Source organism: Roseateles sp. (assembly GCF_039929605.1).
Lineage (GTDB): Bacteria > Pseudomonadota > Gammaproteobacteria > Burkholderiales > Burkholderiaceae_C > Pelomonas.
This window is the reverse complement of the sequence record NZ_JBDSQX010000056.1, coordinates 14273-31412: the sequence shown is the minus strand read 5'-3', so window position 1 is coordinate 31412 and position 17140 is coordinate 14273. Positions and strand designations below refer to the sequence as shown.

At 63.2% G+C, this 17140-nt stretch carries 12 protein-coding genes and 2 pseudogenes; 8 read left to right on the top strand and 6 right to left on the bottom strand.

The genetic code is table 11. The features are described 5' to 3' along the window. The first annotated feature begins 68 nt into the window (after nucleotides 1–68). Both ABIS05_RS08080 and ABIS05_RS08075 read left to right on the top strand, forming a co-directional pair. Nucleotides 69–3425 carry a transglutaminase domain-containing protein gene (locus ABIS05_RS08080; protein WP_348010241.1) on the top strand — a complete coding sequence of 1119 codons (3357 nt, stop codon included), beginning with the start codon at nucleotides 69–71 and terminating at the stop codon, nucleotides 3423–3425. Between the two features lie 4 nt (nucleotides 3426–3429). Beyond that, nucleotides 3430–4065: a hypothetical protein gene (locus tag ABIS05_RS08075; protein ID WP_348010240.1), complete on the top strand. Its 636-nt coding sequence runs from the start codon at nucleotides 3430–3432 to the stop codon at nucleotides 4063–4065. A 63-nt stretch (nucleotides 4066–4128) separates the two neighbouring features. Here ABIS05_RS08075 and ABIS05_RS08070 read toward each other — a convergent pair. Next, nucleotides 4129–4776: pseudogene (locus ABIS05_RS08070) on the bottom strand (IS3 family transposase); the annotation flags it as partial. A 181-nt stretch (nucleotides 4777–4957) separates the two neighbouring features. Between ABIS05_RS08070 and istA the strand changes: the two are divergent. Then, entirely contained in the window at nucleotides 4958–6508 is a 1551-nt protein-coding gene (istA, locus tag ABIS05_RS08065) for an IS21 family transposase (protein ID WP_348010238.1), read from the top strand. Nucleotides 6509–6619: 111 nt separating this feature from the next. Here istA and tnpC read toward each other — a convergent pair whose 3' ends face one another. From tnpC to tnpA, 3 genes are all read right to left on the bottom strand, one after another. Next, nucleotides 6620–8269, bottom strand: a complete 1650-nt coding sequence (gene tnpC / locus ABIS05_RS08060; RefSeq protein WP_348010237.1) for an IS66 family transposase — start codon at nucleotides 8267–8269, stop codon at nucleotides 6620–6622. 165 nt (nucleotides 8270–8434) lie between these two features. Then, the gene (tnpB, locus tag ABIS05_RS08055; RefSeq protein WP_348010236.1) at nucleotides 8435–8767 is read right to left on the bottom strand and encodes an IS66 family insertion sequence element accessory protein TnpB; all 333 of its coding nucleotides are present in this window, start codon (nucleotides 8765–8767) and stop codon (nucleotides 8435–8437) included. Continuing rightward, entirely contained in the window at nucleotides 8764–9156 is a 393-nt protein-coding gene (gene tnpA / locus ABIS05_RS08050) for an IS66-like element accessory protein TnpA (RefSeq protein WP_348010235.1), read from the bottom strand. Before tnpA ends, tnpB begins: the two co-directional genes overlap by 4 nt. An 86-nt stretch (nucleotides 9157–9242) precedes the next feature. On the opposite strand from tnpA, the gene istB reads away from it, so the two are divergent. Continuing rightward, nucleotides 9243–9992, top strand: coding sequence for an IS21-like element helper ATPase IstB (gene istB / locus ABIS05_RS08045; protein WP_348010242.1), 750 nt, complete (start codon nucleotides 9243–9245; stop codon nucleotides 9990–9992). 79 nt (nucleotides 9993–10071) lie between these two features. Here the strand turns inward: istB and ABIS05_RS08040 are convergent. Together ABIS05_RS08040 and ABIS05_RS28200 are read right to left on the bottom strand one after the other, a co-directional pair. Continuing rightward, a pseudogene (locus ABIS05_RS08040) lies at nucleotides 10072–10161 on the bottom strand (IS3 family transposase); the annotation flags it as partial. 570 nt (nucleotides 10162–10731) lie between these two features. Then, nucleotides 10732–11079 (bottom strand): DUF6471 domain-containing protein, encoded by a 348-nt coding sequence (locus ABIS05_RS28200; RefSeq protein ID WP_407074840.1) that lies wholly within the window; start codon nucleotides 11077–11079, stop codon nucleotides 10732–10734. A gap of 134 nt (nucleotides 11080–11213) precedes the next feature. On the opposite strand from ABIS05_RS28200, the gene ABIS05_RS08035 reads away from it, so the two are divergent. The 4 genes from ABIS05_RS08035 to ABIS05_RS08020 are packed head-to-tail and all read left to right on the top strand — an operon-like array spanning nucleotide 11214 to nucleotide 17029. Beyond that, complete coding sequence (locus ABIS05_RS08035) at nucleotides 11214–11606, top strand: hypothetical protein (RefSeq protein WP_348010234.1); 393 nt, start codon at nucleotides 11214–11216, stop codon at nucleotides 11604–11606. Then, the gene (locus tag ABIS05_RS08030; RefSeq protein ID WP_348010233.1) at nucleotides 11603–14443 is read left to right on the top strand and encodes a Mu transposase C-terminal domain-containing protein; all 2841 of its coding nucleotides are present in this window, start codon (nucleotides 11603–11605) and stop codon (nucleotides 14441–14443) included. Before ABIS05_RS08035 ends, ABIS05_RS08030 begins: the two co-directional genes overlap by 4 nt. A gap of 20 nt (nucleotides 14444–14463) precedes the next feature. Further along, nucleotides 14464–15600: an ATP-binding protein gene (locus tag ABIS05_RS08025; RefSeq protein ID WP_348010232.1), complete on the top strand. Its 1137-nt coding sequence runs from the start codon at nucleotides 14464–14466 to the stop codon at nucleotides 15598–15600. Beyond that, nucleotides 15593–17029: a TniQ family protein gene (locus tag ABIS05_RS08020; protein WP_348010231.1), complete on the top strand. Its 1437-nt coding sequence runs from the start codon at nucleotides 15593–15595 to the stop codon at nucleotides 17027–17029. The genes ABIS05_RS08025 and ABIS05_RS08020 overlap by 8 nt, the downstream gene beginning before the upstream one ends. The last annotated feature ends 111 nt before the right edge of the window (nucleotides 17030–17140 follow it).

The window sequence follows — 17140 nt, the reverse complement described above, 5'->3', positions numbered from 1 at the left end:
GAGCGGCACCGCCTCGCCGGGTCCAAGCCTCAAGCCGCCAAGTCGAATAAATGAACTTAGGGAGCCCTATGTCCACGCCCATCTTCGTCACCGGCCGCCAGCGGCGCCCCGTGCTCAACGCCATCGGCCGCACCCTCATCGGCGCCATCCTGTTCAACGCCCTCAGCCCGCTGAGCGTGCTGGCCAACGACAAGCCCGCGCCGAACCCGGCCGCACAGCGCCAGCTCCAGCAGTACGCCGCGCTCAACCAGAAGATCGAGCAAGCCAAGGCCGAGAAAGCCCGCACGCCGGCTGACCGTGTGTCCAAGGACTTCCAGCAAGCCCAAGACCTCGCGCGCAGCATCGCGGCAGACGCCAAGCCTGCCGAACGCAGCGGCCGCCAACTGCGCGCCGTCGGCCCCGACATGCGCATCGAAGTGGAAGAGCCCGCCGACCAGCGTCGCCAGCGTGAGCAGCGCGTGGCTGAGCAGACCCAGCGTCTGCGCAGCCACCTCGCCGCCATCTCGCAAAGCCGCGCCGGTGTGCGAGCCGACTTCACCGCCACCGGCCGCGAACTCCAAGCCAAGCGCCTCCCCGCAGAAATCCTCGCCCGCCACACCGAAGCCGTGGCCCAGTTCGAGCAACGCGCCGCCGAGTTCGAGCGCCTGAGTCAGGCCTGGCAGGCAGCGGCTGACGACGCCAAGCCAGCAGCGCTGGCCGATCTCAACGACTTCTTCAAACGTCACCCGTCCACCCGCGTCGCCGCGCCACTGGACCCGAAGAAGCTCCCCTGGCGAGCACCCGAGCCCACCACGCGCCAGCCGGCGGACACGCAGACCGCCTGGTTCCAGAACCTGTGGGGCCAACCCAAGGTCATGCTGGCTCAGGCCGGCGGCAGCAGCATTGGCCCCATCAACTTCAACATCCCGCCCGAGCCCGGCCAGGCGCCGACCGAGGCCGACCTCGCCCAGACGCCGGAAACCCAGCGCAGCGCGGCCATCACCGCCAAAGCGGCAGAGCTGGGCACCAACCCGCTGGCCATCCACAACTGGGTGCGCAACAACCTGGACTGGCTGCCGAGCTGGGGCGCGGTACAAAGCGCCGACGACACCCTGGCCAAGAAGCGCGGCAACGCACACGACATCGCCAGCCTGGAAATCGCCCTCCTGCGCGCGGCCAAGATTCCCGCCCGCTACCAGTACGGCACCATCGACGTGGACGCCGATAAGCTGCAGAACTGGGTGGGCGGCACCACCAAAGTCGAAGCGGCGCAACAGCTCCTTAGCCAAGGCGGCATCGCCAACCGCGGCATCCTCCAAGGCGGCCGCATCGGCAAGATCCGCATGGAGCACGTCTGGGTCAGCGCCTTCGTGAACTGGCTGCCCAGCCGAGGCGCCAAGCAAGGAACCGCCAGCCAGCACGTCAACCCCAACGGCCAGCTCAACGCCTGGGTGCCGCTGGATGCGAGCTACAAGCAGTACAGCTACACCCAGGGGCTGGACCTCAAGACAGCCGTCCCCCTGGACGCGAATGCACTCTTAACCGCAGCCCAAACCGGGGCCACGGCCAACGCCGCCGAAGGGTGGGTGCAGAACCTTAACCAAGAGGCGATTCGAGACGCCATGGAGAACCTCCGAGACTCGCTTCGGTCGAGCCTGCCTGTATCTCGAACTGCGTGGGTCGACACGGCTCTCGGGCGAACTGTTGTCATTGAAGAGAGGCCAACGCTTCTGGCCGGGAGCAGCCCCTACGCGGTTGCTTCGCTCGGACAGAGAGTCCCCGCAATTCCCGCCGGTTTGGTAAACGGGGCCACGCTCAAACTCTACGCAAGCCCAGAAGCGCAATACCTTGACGAGCCATCGCTTACCCTTCGCATTCCGCTCTCCAAGCTCGGAGCGTCAAATAGACTCAGCGTCACGTACTCGCCTGGAACAGCAGCTGACAAATCAGTCATCGATGCTTACCGTCGGAACGAGTCAGGACTCCCGGCTTATCTCATTTCGATGTTCGGCGTGATTGCGTTGGACGGAACAGAAATTGCCCGCACGCCGACGGCGCTGATGGGGGCATCCCAGTGGTGGGCCATTGAGATGACAGGCCCCCTCAGCGGTGGGCAACAGGACGAGGGGTTCCGAGGAGACGCTTCCGTGGGTGACGAGATTGTTTTTGGTTTCAACAACTCAGGGGTCGCCGAAAGCGACGTCACACGACTTCGCCCCCTCGATCCTTCGGCGAGCCTTGACGCTTCGAAAACCAATCAACTGGTTTCGCTTCGATATTGGAGCCTGCAAGATAGCTTTCACACCATGCTTTCGAAGGCGACGGGCAGTATTAGCCTCAGGCTGCCATCCTTTGGAATGTTTGCGCAACCCCTACGCACCGTTAAGACTCTTGGTATTACTCGGTTTGGCTACTACGGCGGCCGCATGATGGATGTGCGCCGAAGTGCGACTGCTTATGTTGGACAGTCTCGCGAGATCGCGCTACGTCTTCGAGCGATGACCGGCGCAATCGACTCCTATTTGGAAGGAGCGACGTTGGACATGCTGTTTAAGCACGAACTGGGTGAGTCTGCATCTGCAGTGTCCCTACTGCAGAACGCTTCGAAGCAGGGTCAAAAAATCTACAACGTCAATGCTGAGAACTCGGCGCTACTTGCAGATTCGATAAAGGGTCTTCCTCTGGATATTCGCCAACAATTACAAGATGCTGTGTCAGCGGGAATGGAGGTGACGTTTTCAGAGTCGGCGCTCCAGTTTGGAAACTGGCGTGGAGCCGGTTATATCGTTTCTGATCCAGCGACTGGTTCTGCAGCGTACCTTATCACCGGCAATACAAATGGCGGCGAGGAAGAGACTTGCAGCAATGATCGTGACAACGAGCCCACCAGCAAGCAGCCAGGCTGGGGAATATTCGAGCAAGTATTCTTCATACTAGCCATGATGGCCCTCGCTGCCTGGATAATCGGAAGTGGAGGCGCGGGCGGCGCAGTTGCCGCTCTTGTGCTTCTATATTTGGCTTCAGATTCGGCTGACGCAACGATTGTCAACCTTTCAGTTGAGCAGCTTAGCGGAGATCAGCATGACGCGTGGCTTGCATCAATGGGTAAGGTCTATGGGCCATGGCCCCTTTCTGCAGCATCTAGCATACCGATTGCCTGTTCGCCCGAAATACATTCGGCGCTTGAGGCAAAGAAGGCCCTAGCTTGTGGGCTGCCGTCGAAATGTGTTAAGGGTGAAGGGTGTTCGGTTGTTCAAGAGAAGATTTCTAATCGGATTAAATGCATGAATGCACGTCTTGAGGTCATGGCCACTTGCTATCCAGGCGGTGCCGCTAGGTACGGAGATGTGGCTCACTGGAATCACCTTAAGCAGCAAGTTCAAGGATTGATGAAGTGCTTGTGCGAGGCCGGCCGCGGCCGATGTGCGGTGGTATTGGAGCCCTAGGCGTATGATTTCCATTGTTCTGCATGAGCAAGTCCTCATTGAGAGGATTGAAGGTGTGTTTTCTCGTCTTCCCAAAATTGCAGACATAGCACTTTATCCGAATGGATATGAGGCTGAATCAAGGAGCGATTCAACAAACCACCTTTTGCATCGATTCAGCGGAAAGGATAGATTTGAAATTGCCAAGGAGTGCGAGTGGGTCGATTCCGAAGTTCTGCTACGGATGTCTGCCTATGCTAGATGGTATTTTGCGCCCACCTTCATGATTCAAATAATCAATGGAATTGACCGCCTGGATTTCGACGACAGCTCACGATTATTCGCGTTTTCATCAATAGTTTTGGAGGAGTGCGGAATATCATATCTTTCGGATGTAAGTGACTTTAGCGAGACTGAGTTGGATGAATTGTCGCGGAAGGTTCCAATACATGAGCGGGTTATTTGCGAGTCGATGGGTCTGGTCGATTCCTGGCGCGGAGGATGTTATCCGTCGATGAATATCAGTTGGTTTGCGGCTTCCGCTTCTTGGTTTTGTCCTGTTGAAAGGCGTGTTGTTTCCGATTTTCTTCATTGGCTCCAAACGAAGTGGCCCGAAGACCTTGGCGTCGCGATCGCGCTCAGGGCGTTTTGGATGAGATGACAAGTACTGTTGGCGCCGACCGAAATTTGACCCACTGGGGGTGCGGACAAAAACTTGGACTGGTTAAACAGCGATCCCGAGGCTTCTGCGATGTGCAACGGGGCTGAGGCCGCCGAGCGAGATCTTGATCCGCGTCTCGTTGTACCAGCGGATGTAGGCGTCCAGGGCCGCCACGAACTCCTCGATGGTCGTGCGGAGCCAGTCGCGCGAGAAGAACATCTCGATCTTCAGGCGACCGAAGAAGCCCTCGCATGCGGCGTTGTCAGGCGAGCACCCCTTGCGTGACATGGAGCGCGCCAGCTTCGCGCCGGCGATCCGGCTCAGCCAGCCTGGCCACCGATAGTGGCCGCCACGGTCCGAATGCACCACCGGCCGCTCGCCGCTAGCCGCGACCTTGTCGACGGCGGCGTCCAGCATCGTATTGACCAGCTCAGCGTTCGGCCGCGTGCCGATCGACCAGCTGACGACCATGCCATCGAAGCAATCGATCATGGGCGACAGGTAGACCTTGCCCGCCGGGATCTGGAACTCCGTGATGTCGGTGAGCCACTTCTCGTTCGGTGCGCCGGCGCTGAAGTCGCGGTTCAACAGGTTGTCGGGTGCTGGGTTGATCTCGCCCAGGTACGAGCCGTATCGGCGCCGCTTGCTCGTAGCGGCGACCAGGCATGTCACCGACCGCCATATAGGAGCCACTTTGTGATCGGCATGTAGGAGCCAGTTGCTGACCGGCATATTGGAGCCACTGCGTGATCGACGTAATGGAGCCAGCGGCGGATCGGCATATAGGAGCCAGCCGGCGCCGGGTTGACGGGCGTCTCGAACACCGCGAGGCCATCTCTACCCTTCGGGCCATTTGCCCGGAGGGCCAGGGATGGCACGCAGGAGATTCGAGATGCATCACTACCGACAGGCCCTGCTGCGCATGCGGCAAGGCGACTCCGACCGCGACATCGCGGCGGCCCGTGTCATGGGCCGGCCCAAGGCCGCGCAGTGGCGCAACGTCGCCACCGAGCGCGGCTGGCTCGAACCCTCGCAGCCCCTGCCCGACGACGAGGCCATCGCTGCCGCGCTGGGCAGCCCCCGCAAGGCCAGCAGCACCATCTCCACGCTGGCGTCTCATCGCGACCCCATCGCGGCCTGGGTCGAGCAAGGCATCTCGGGCACTGCCATCCACGCCGCCCTGAAGCGCCAGCACGCCTGGACCGGCAGCTACTCGGCCGTGCGCCGCCTGGTCGCCGACATCCGCCGGGCACTGCCGCCCGAGACCACCTGTCGGCTTGACTTCGAGCCCGGCGACGCCGCTCAGGTCGACTTCGGCGCCGGCCCCACGCTCATCCACCCCGACGGCCAGCCCCGGCGCACTTGGGCCTTCGTGATGACGCTGGCCAGCAACCGCCACCAGTACGTCGAGTTCGTCTGGGACCAGACCGTGGCCACCTGGCTGGGCTGCCACCGCCGCGCCTTCGAGTGGTTCGCCGGCGTCCCCCGGCGCGTCATCATCGACAACGCCAAGTGCGCCATCACCCGCGCCTGCGCCCAGGACCCCACCGTGCAGCGCGCCTACGCCGAATGTGCTGAAGGCTACGGCTTCAAGATCGACCCCTGCCCGCCGCATGACCCGCAGAAGAAGGGCATCGTCGAGTCCGGCGTGAAGTACCTCAAGGGCAACTTCCTGCCGCTGCGCGAGTTCCGCGACCTGGCTGATCTGAACGCGCAGGCCAAGGCCTGGGTCTTGAAGGAGGCCGGCGTGCGCTGCCACGGCACCACCCGGCGCAGCCCGCTTGCACTGTTCGCTCTGGAGGCGCCGCTGCTGCAGGCGCTGCCCGGCCAGGCGCCGGACCTGGGCACCTGGCACCGCGTGAACGTGCACCGCGACTGCCATGTGCAGTACGAGCGGGTGCTGTACTCGGCGCCGTTCACTCTGGTGGGCAAGACCTTGTGGCTGCGGGCCACCGATGCGGCCGTGGCGTTGTTCGAGGACTACCGCCATGTCGCCACCCACCCGCGAGGGCTCAAGCCCGGCCAGCGTTTGAGCGTGCGCGAGCACCTGCCGCCCGAGGCGCAGGCCTTCTTCGGCCGCGACCGGGCCTGGTGTGCCACCCAGGCCGAGCGGGTCGGGCCGCAATGCAAAGTGCTGATCGAGCAACTGCTCAGCGACCACGTCCTGGAGCGGCTGCGAGCCGCGCAAGGCGTGCTGGCCCTGCTCAAGCCCTACGGCGCCCAGCGCCTGGAGGCTGCTTGCGCTCGCGCCCTGGCGCACGGCTCGCCCCACTACCGCACCGTCAAGACCATCCTGGCCACCGGCGCCGACCAGCGCGCCGACGTGCCTGCGCCCACGCCAGCAGCCTACGGCCGCACCCGCTTCACCCGGCCGGCCTCAGAGCTGTTCGCCGACGCCACCCCCGGCACATCCACCCACCCGCAGCAAGACCTGCTGCATTGACCCCCGAAGGAGAAGCCCATGAACCCCGCCCCCGAGCTGGCACCGCAGTTGAAGCAGCGTAAGCGTCCAGCCACCCCATCTTGACGGCGGCAATCGCCGTCGATTCGACGGTCAGGCAACCGGCTTCCAGCGGTGCGGCAACAACTCGTCGATGCGGTTGTTCGGGTGGGCCAGGAGCCGCTCGAGCACGTCTTTGAGATAGACCCACGGGTCATGCCCGTGCAGGCGGGCCGACTGCACCAAGCTCATCACCATCGCCGCGCGCTGGCCTGCCAGTTCGCTGCCCGCGAAGAGCCACGCCTTGCGTCCCATCGCCCACGGCCGCATGAGGTTCTCGATGTGGTTGTTGTCCACGCTCACCGCGCCGTCGTCCAGGAAGCGGCCCAACGCTGACCAGCGCTTGAGGCTGTAGTCCAGCGCTGCGGCGATGCCGCCGCCGTCAGGCACGCGTTTCCTCTCCAGCGTCATCCACGCATGCAGCTCGGCCCACAGCGGCCGAGCGTGCCGCTGTCGATGCGCCAGCCTGTCGCCCGCCGCCATCGCGCGCGCCTGGCTCTCGACTTGGTAGACCCTGGCGATGCGCAGCAGGGCCTGTGTGGCCACCGGGCTGGCGTTGGCCTTGGCCAGATCGGCGAACTTGCGCCGCGCGTGCGCAAGACATCCCGCCTCGATGCAACCCTGGCGTTTGAAGATGACGTCATAGCCGCCGTAGTCGTCGCAGCTGAGCGTGCCCTCCCATGCGCTGAGGAAGGCCGCCGGGTACTTCGAGCCCCGGCCGGTGCAGAAGTCGTAGATGACACCCGGCGTGCCGTCGTGTTCGCCCCTCGCATACGCCCACACATAGGCCTTGGCCGTCTTGCCCGCGCCGGGGTCGAGCATCCTTACGGGCGTCTCGTCGGCGTGCAGCACCTTGGCCCCCAGCACGAAGGCGCGGTGCGCTTCGAACAGCGGCTTCAGGCTGGCACCCCCGGCCCCGGCCCACGACGCCAGCGTCGAGCGCGGCGTGTGCACGCCTGAGCGTGCGTTGACCTGCTCGAGCCGGTAGTACGGCAGGTGGTCCACGAAGTGCGCCACCAGCGTGTGCGCCACCAGGCCGGCCGTCGGCAGCCCCTTGTCGATGATCTGCGGCGCAACAGGCGCCTGGACCAGTCGACCTTCACCCTGTTGATTGCAGCACTTGCACACCCACTTGCCGCGGATGTGGCGGTGCACGAAGAACTCGGCCGGCACGACGTCCAGCCGCTCGCTCACGTCTTCTCCGATGCGCGCCATCGGCTGGCCGCACTCGGGCGTGGGGCAGTCGGTGTTCTCGGGCTCGTGGTGATGCTCAACGCGGCGCAGGTGCTCGGGCAGGGCTTGGCGGCGCGGCTGGCGCTTGGGCCTGCCTTGCGCCGTGTCTGCTGGGCTGTCTGCCTGGTCGTCTGCTTGTGCATCGCCTTGCAGCGCATCGAGCTGGGCCTGCAGGTCGGCCTCGTCCTCGGCCAGGGCGTCCTCGAACAGCTTGCGCTGCTCGGCCGTCATCGCTTCGGTCTTGGCGCCGTACTTCCAGCCCCGCAGCCGGGCCAGCTCGAACGTGATGCGCTCGATCTTGGCGTCCTTGAACTTGAGCTCACGCTCGCGCCGGGCGATGTGCTCGTCCTTGGCGAGGATGGCGGCTTGCTGGGCGGCCACCCGAGCCAGCAGCGCAGTCGCGATCTCGGTGACGGCGCCTTGGCTCAGACCCTGGAGGTCCGTGGCTTGGAGCGCGTTCACATCGAGCATGCTCGCATTGTCGGAAGCCTCGTGGCGGCCGTCATCGGGGCATCCTCGAATTGCTCCGCCGCAAGCCATACACGGCTGCGTGCACGGGCTCGGGAGTCACTCGCGCAAGGTCTCGGGAATCACACGCGCAAGGTCTCGGGAATCACACGCGCAAGGTCCCGGGAATCACACGCGTGTGATGCTCTGCATGTGCGTCAGGCGCTGCCACGGCAGGCCCAGGACCAGCGCATCGAACTGCGCCGGTGTGAGCTGAGGCGGCGATGCCGTGCCGTCGGGCCAGAGGAAGCGGCCCTGGTTCAGGCGCCGCGCAGCGCACCAGACCCCGAAGCCGTCGTGTACCAACAGCTTCATGCGCGTGCCGCGGGCGTTGGCGAAGAGGTAGCCGTGGTGCGCCCGGGCGGCGCCGAAGACTTCGACGACGCGCGCCATCAGGCGGTCAGTACCTGCGCGCATGTCCACCGGCTCTGCGGCCAGCCACATCGCGTCGACGCGGATCATTGCAGCAGCTCACGCATCCAGCTCGCACACTCGGCCGCCGCATGGGTCGGCCAGGTCACGGTGACCGACGTGGCTCCCCGGCGCAACTCGATGCGGATGTCCGCTGCGGGCGCAGCCGGGGTCCGTGCGGGAAGTTGCAGCGGCACGAAGCCGACAAGACCCGGATCGGTTGTGATCGTGGCCCGCACTGCAGCTACTGAGGCCGCTGCGGCGACCGCCGGCTGTGGCGCCAGCGCCGGACCGCGGCGCCACTTGTGGACGAGGTTCGCGTTCAGCCCGTGCGACTGCGCGACGGCCGCAACCGATGCACCGGGCAGAGCGCATGCCGCCAGTACCTGCGCCTTGAGTTCGTCGCTATGGCGCCGTCGCGGCGCGCCCTTCGTTTGCATAGGTGCCCACCTCAGAAGTTAGGTGGACACCATCCCGCAGCAGGCTACGTTGTTCAAGATGGGATGGCTGGCCGCTTACGAAGCAGCTGCGCCTGTCTGGCATCTTCGACTCGCTCGAAGCCCGCAACCGCCAGGCCATCGAGGCCAAGCTGGCCTACACCGACTTCCTGGCCCTGCTCATCAGCGACGAAGTCGCCCGGCGCGAGCAGAAGAAGTTCAGCACCCGGCTGCGCCGGGCGCAGTTCAGAACGACCAAGACGCTCGAGCAGTTCGACTTCGAGCGGCTGCCGCAGCTCAACCGCGCGCTCGTGCACGACCTGGCCACCGGGCGTTACCTGCAGGAGAAGGCGCCGGTGCTGATCGTCGGGCCTTGCGGCACGGGCAAGAGCCACCTGGCGCAGGCGCTGGGCCACTGCGCGGTGCGCCAGGGCGTGGACGTGGTCTTCACGACCTGTGCAAGCCTGACGCAGAGCCTGAACGCCGCCCGCGCCACAGGCGGTTATGAACGTAAGCTGGCCACGCTGGCGCGCGTGCCGCTGCTCATCATTGACGACTTCGGCCTGAAGCCGCTGCGCGCGCCCGCCGACGAAGACCTTCACGACCTGATCGCCGAGCGCTACGAGCAGGCCGCCACCATCGTGACCAGCAACCTGGACTTCACCGAGTGGGACCAGGCCTTCCCCGCCAACCGGCTGCTGGCCAGCGCGAGCCTGGACCGGCTGCGCCACAACGCCTCCTGCCTGGTGCTGGACGGGCAGTCGTACCGGGCGCCAAAACAGATCGCGCAGGCCGCCAGACCGGTCCCTCAAAAGCCTTCAAAATCCACCCCAGCGTAACCCCTCGGGACGCCCGTTTTACCCACCTGTTACTGGCTCCAATATGCCGAACATCGGTGGCTCTATTACGGCGGTCGGTGACAAGGCACTCCTGCTTCATGAGCCGCCGCACAACTTTCTCCGAGATGTTCACGGATTGATCGCTCAACGAGGCGTGCAGCCGCCGGTATCTGCCAGATCGCCGGAGCCACCTTCTCTCGGTACCCACGGTCGCTCATCTGATGCTCGGGTTCGTAACCGCCTCCCAGGGTTCCAGCTGGCACAGGATGCGGTTTGTTCGACCAATCGCACCTCAAACCCTCACCGATTAACCATAAGAGGTACGTGGCTATTTGCTTATCAACAACGGCTGTTAGCTCGTTACCCGGTGACGAGTTGTTGATAACTAATTGCCCACAGGCTCGTTACTCGGTAACGATAACTCGCTTGTGAGATGTCTATGTCAACTATTCAAATCGTGACGGGTTTTTGGGAAGCAGCAACTTCCTCGGAACTCGTTTAGTAACGCAGCCGCTGTTAATCGTTTCGCGGTAACGATGCGGCTGGCGAGCCGAATCTGCATGAACTGAAACTGATTTGCAATCGTTCATATCGGTGTATAGAGTTGCCTCACCGACACGCCAACACCAACGCCAATTACCAAAACGCAGACTGCAGGTTTCTCCGAAAGCCGATAGAGACAGGCAAGTTATTCGAGGTCTCTCTAGAAACACCAGCCGAACGCGTAGAAGAATGAAAACTACCGCTTCAAATTTGACCCAGACGCGTGGCGTGTGCGGATCAGCTCGGACTGAGGCTTTGACGCGACGGCGGACACATCGATCGTCTGCGCACCCATCGCGCGACAAGCGCGAAGGAAGAACGCAAAGGAAAACCGACCCCGGTTGACCTTGTTGATGAGGGCCTGAACCGACTCGGTTGGGCCCTCGGCTGATGCGTTCAATGCGTCAGCCAAATCCTTGTAGCTAAACGCGTGGCGATGCATAGCCGCTCGAAGGATGTTCTTTGCCTCCCCGGCAAAGGGCTCTGGTTCCTTCCCGGTGGATCGCTCAGGCAGAGGCTGCCTGTCCGCAGGACTTGTTTGCATCCCAGCAGGATAGCGAGAACTATTTCACGCGTAGTTTGTATTGCGCATGAGATGTATTTATGTCGCAAAAGATTTACCGAAGTTGCTGACACGCAGATGCGCTGCAGGACTTCACCATCAACTTGGAGATTTCAATGAACCGTACCCAACATCTCACCTCCTCACGGCCAAGGCCCGAGCACCGAATGGAGCGCCCGGGCGCCAGTTCGCTTTGCGTCATACCGAACACTGCCCTAGCCGCGAACGACGGTCACATGGGGCCTGCCGACGAACCGGCCAAAGGGTTCCCTGCTCTGGCTGACACACACAGCAGATGCCTGAATGCCGAGGTCTCGCCCGCGATGTCGGCGCCGGCGCGCGAAAGGGTCGCCGCAATGAAGTCCGGAAAGTTCGACAAGGCCTCGGCGGCAAGCATCTCCCGATTCCGTCACGGGCCCGCTGGTGAACCGAGCGCGTTGAACAAGTTGTCGCTGCTCATCGAGCGTGGCCAAGAGAAGAGCACCGGCGATCAGCGAGGTGTCAAATGAACCCGCGCTCCATCAACCGCTGGACACCCTGCCCGTCAATGCGCAACCGGCTGGACAAGGCGATGTTCGACGTGCGGCTTCCCCAGCCGGCCAGGGAATACGTTGAAGCGTGCATGGCAAACGGCCCGTCCAGAGACGTACAGGGGCGCTACGGCAACAACACGTTCACCTTCTACAGCCACAAGACCCAGGCCACGCTGAAGCTGGAGAGCCGGCGCGGTGAGCACGTCATGGCGGTGCTGCTGGACCGCGACACGAAGGTCATCGCCTTCTTCGCCCAGCCGCCACAGGTCTCGCTCGACTACCTGGATGAGCAAGGTAAGCGTACGACGACACGGATGTACACGCCCGACTTTCTGGTGGTGCGGGAAGACAAAGTCCTCGTGATCGAGACCCGCGCCACGGAGGCGTTGCTGGAGGCGAACAAGGCGAACCCCTACCAGTTCTACCGCGACCTCGACGGGGTGTGGCACTTCCGCGCGGCCGAGGAGCATTTCAAAAGGATCGGCATCGAGTACGAACTGAAGGCCAACTCGGACCTACCGGCCGTCCTCGTCGGCAACATGCGCTTCCTGGAGGACTACTCGCACTCGTCGTGCCCGGCACTGACCGAGGCCGAGATCGAAGCCGTCCAGAAGCCTGTGGTGGCGCGCCGCTTCGTGCCCATGCTCGAACTCTTGGGCAGCGGCGTCTCGGCGGACCACATCTTCAAGGCCATCGTCGAACGGCATGTGTACGTCGATCTGGAATCGGACAACTTGGCCGCGATCGACGATGTCGGCCTGTATGCCGACGAAGAGACGTGCAAGGTCTACCGCGCCGTCGCAGGCAAAGCCTTTGAGCCGCCGCCGCCGATTCCTGGCTCTCTCTTCCTTCGCTCCGGTTCGCCCATCTCGATCTACGGCTGTGAGTACACAGTGCTGCTCGAAGGCGAGGGAGACGTGTGCCTTGTCGACCAATTCGGGCAACAGCAATTCAAGTCGCGCCGGGAGATCGAGCTTCTCTACGAGCAGGGGCACGCGGCCGGCGAAGCCGTCCGCCTGAGCACCGACCCCAAAGACCTCGCCAGCATTCCCAGTGCCAAGCTCGAAATGGCGCGGGAGAGACTGGAAGCGGTGAACAGCGGCAGCACCGCAAAATACTCCAAGCGCAGCCTTGCACGATTTAGGTCCCGAATCGCAGGCGCCGCAACGCTACTAGACCAACTCATCGCGTTGGTCGACAAAGAGGCGGAAAAAGGCAACCGCTCGGAGCGCATCTCAAAGGTCAACCTAAACCTTATCGAGAAGGCCATCGAAGAGGGCTACAACACGCCAACGCAACAGCGCAAGTCGGGCGCTTATGCGAAGTACCGTGGCCTGTGCGAGGGCTTGGACGACGCGAGTGTGGCCGCCGTGGCGGGGCCGAAGCGAGAAGAGTCAGGTGCGCCAGTGCAGCCGGTGTCGTATCAGACCTTTTGCCGCTACTGCACCGACCACTATGACGTGGTGAAGCGCGAAGGGCGACGGGCGGCGTACCAACGGCGGACGATCGTGCCGAGGCTGGACAACCGGTATCCCACCCATGGCACGCACCCTCACGACGTTTGTGAGATTGACCACACGGTAGCCAACCTCGTCCTCAAGTCGACGACAGGACTGGAATTCACGACGAAGCCGACCCTGACGATCGGTGTCGATGGGCACACCGCACACGCACGTGCACTGGTGATGAGCTTCGACCCGCCGTCGGCAAAGACCGTGCTGCTCGTGCTGAGAGACTACGTAAGGCGCCACCACCGGCTCCCCCGAACCCTCATCGTCGACAACGGCAAGGAATTTCACAGCCACGAGCTGGAATTCTTCTGCCGCATGTTTGGCATCGAGATCCGATTTCGGTCGCCGGGCGAGCCTCGGGGCGCGGCGATGATCGAACGCCTGCTGGGCGCTGTCGAAACCGAGGTGCTATCCGAGATGGAGGGCAACACTCGGATCATGAAGGAGAACACTCGCCAGGTCACCAAGAGCGTCGACCCGTGGCGCCATGTGAGGTGGGATCTGTACAGCGCCTACAAGGCAGTCGAGCAATACCTGTTCGAGGTGCGTGCCCAGCGGGTGCATCCCGCACACGGCCAGTCCCCGGACGACTTCGAGGCGGCCAGCCGCAGGGCCACCGGTCAACGGGAGTTCCGGATGTTCAAGCTCGACGAGAACATGATGCTGATGACCTGCCCTCACGCCAAGCGGCCCCAGCGCAAGGTCATTCGTGGTCGCGGCGTCAATGTCAACGGCATCTACTACCGCCACGAGGCGCTCGACCGCGTCAAGCGCAACGCCTCGGTTGAGGTTCGCGTCGAACCGTTCAACGCAAGCGTCGTGTACGTCAACGTCGGCGACCGCTGGGTTGCGGCGGTCGGCACCAGTAGCCGGTGGCTCGGGAAGCGCACCTACCGTGAGGTGGAGATCGCGCGCCGGGAAGAACAGCGCATCAAGCAACTGAATGCGAAGCGCGACGGTGTCAGCTCAGCTTCGTTGAAGCACCAGATGCGCCCGCTGCGCCCCGAGGACTTCGATCCGGCGGTCGCGGCGCAGCAGGCTGCGATCCGCGCGCTCAACGAAAGCCTGGGGATGGCCACTGCGTTTCCTGTGCCGGCAGGCCTGTTGGACGAGGCTGCAGCAAATGACGCGCCTACCCCGCTGGCCAATGCTGCGCCGGGGGCGCGGCCCGCGCCCCAACCAACCGCACTGGACGGGGTGCGCCCTCAACTTCCGCAGGCCTCTGCGCCTCTCAACTCTGAACCGCCTGCAAACGACGACGACTTCGAAGACAGGCTAGGCGCACTCTGCAACCTGCAGTGACGCCACATCAAAGGAATCCCATGAACACCGAAAACCAATCCGACGCCGACGGCGCTGACAAGAACGCGGCAGTGGCCCTCGACGACGCGACGCTCGCCACCATGACCAGGAATCAAGTACTGCAACTCTGCCCAGAACAACGCATGCGCTGGTTCTACCTGCGTCAGGTGAATCACTCCGAACTGTCTCGTGTGGCGCGAGACCTGGATGAACTGCTGGACCCGAACAACGACACCAAGATCATCGCAATCATCGGACCGACAGGCATCGGCAAGACAACGCTGGCCACCAACATCCTGACCAAACTCGTGGACCGGTTCACCTCGCAACGGCAGCCTCACGAGGTGCCGATCATCTACGTCAGTGCGCCTGCCAACGGGGACAAGTCGATGTCCTGGAAAACGCTCTACCGGCGAATTCAGACGGCCGCCGGAGAAAAGCATATCGACCTACAGCGGCAGACGCAGGTGAGCGAGGGCGAGATCCACGCCGTCCGCGGCGAACGCGCGAGCCTTGCTCACATGCGTGAGATGCTGGAGGCCGTGATTCGGAAGCGCAATGTTCGTGTGATCGTGATCGACGAGGCGCTGCATCTGCTTCGTTTTGATCAGAACGCTGCGATCATGGACACGCTCAAGAGCCTGGCCGACATTCATCAGACCAAGTTGGTGTTGATCGGCACATACCAAATCGCGCCGCTGATGATCGAGTACGGGCAGCTCGCACGGCGCAGCGCAATCCTGCACTACCGACGCTATGCGATTCGGCAGAATTCGAATCCCCAGAAGCTAACAGACGAGCAAACCAGCTTCAAGGAGGCAGTCGTCAAGCTGCAATCTCAGTGGCCCTGCGCGGAGGTGCCTCATCTTGAGGCGATCTGGGACGCTTTGATGAACGCATCGCTCGGGTCTGTCGGGCTTCTGAAGTCGCAACTCCTGCAACTGGCTTCCTTGCAGATGAAGCGCAAGGGCGAGAAATTCGAGGCGAAAGACCTGCAGCGCGCGGTCAAGCCCCCGAAGCAGCTGCAGAAGATCGAAGCAGAGACGCTGGCAGGGGAGCAGGACCTCATCGGCGCCTGCTATGGCGAGGCAGACTTTGGCTCCGAGGAGGTCATGACGGCGCTGTTTACCAGGCTGAAGGGGGCGGGCCGTGGCTGACGAACTGTTCTTTCTGCTGCGCCCCGAATTCCCGGCGCCAACACCGATGTACGGCCGGCGCCCCATGGGTGAAGGCACGGGCGACATCGAGTCTCTCTTCAGTCACTTCCTTAGCCTTTCCCATGACCATCGGCTCACGCCGAAGAAGGTCATAGACCTGGTGCTGCCTGAGGTGCTGGCCAAGCTATCGCGCTTCGATGGGACGCGCCTGGGCTGGGGCTGGGACAAGAACGCTGGAAAGGAAATGATTGGCTCCGGTCACGTCGCCGAGAGATGGTCAACCATCCTGTCCAGTGCGACAGGCCAGACCGGTCTTCAGCTCGCGACAATGGTGCCACTGGCCGCGCACGTCTACGGGGACATGACGACGGACCAGGATCGAGTCTGTCACCAATGCCTGGGCGACGACGAAGCGCAAGGGCGCCTCCCATACGGCCGGTTGCTTTGGCGCATGAAGTGCGTGGCTTGCTGCCCGACCCATCGCTGCGCGCTGGTGACACCGGTCTGTGGTCGACCACCCGATACCACGAAGCGCCAGTTTCTACGGGTGAAGCTCGCGGGGGTATGCAGCGACTGCGGGTCGATCGGGCATCGCTGCAACACTGCTAAAGCTCCGATCGCCAGCGCCGACGAGGTCTGGCGGGCGGAACAGTGCCGGCGAATGATCACCGCCTTTCCCGCCATCGAAGCCTCCGACCCAGCGCAATTGCCGCAGCGCATCAAGGAGTACTGCGCAGAGCCTGGCTCGCTGACAAGCCTTGCACTTCGTTCGGGTGCAACCATCTCGGTGCTGTCGCGGTGGATCAACCAGCCCGGCGCGCGGCTGACCTTCGACCAGATTCTGGACATCTGCGGAACTGAAGGGCTGGAGTTGGCTGCGCTTTTGCAGGGGCGAATTGAGAAGACTGATTCGTTCGGCACGCCAGTGGCGCCGAAGCGGATCCGGCGTGTCGTGCGACCGGCGAACCACGAAGCGATCAGGACCGCGCTGAAGGCCGCCGTCGAGACGGGCGACTCGGTGACCTCGGTGGCAGAGCGTCTGCGCGTGGACATCGCTACCCTGGCGCAGCATGCCGATCTCTATGCCGAAGTCCGAATGGCAACCCGAAATCGGAAAGCGGCTTCGGATACCGCCCGCCAGGATGCCGCCATCGCCAAGGCCGAGGGAGTAGCGATCAAGCTTCTGCGCGACGGCCGTCGACTGACTCCTCGCAACGCCAAAGGCAAAGGCGCGTACTTCTATCCCAGTACCGTCGAGTGGACGGTGCTGGCGCTGATCCGCATCGGGCTGGGTGACCGCTCGGTGCGACATCCGACTTCCGCTGTACGGATGAGCGACGCGTTCCTGAGCAAGATCGAAGCAGCGGCCCGGAGAGTCCGCGCTACGTTCGGCGAGACCCAAGCAATGCTGCTGCTGGACTACCGGTAGGACCGGCCGCCTCGGGCGGCTTTGGCACAAACAAAAAACGGCTGTTGGAGCGATCCATCAGCCGTTCGTCGTTTTCAGAGGGAGGTGCGCCCTTCAGCCCCAGGTTCAGCC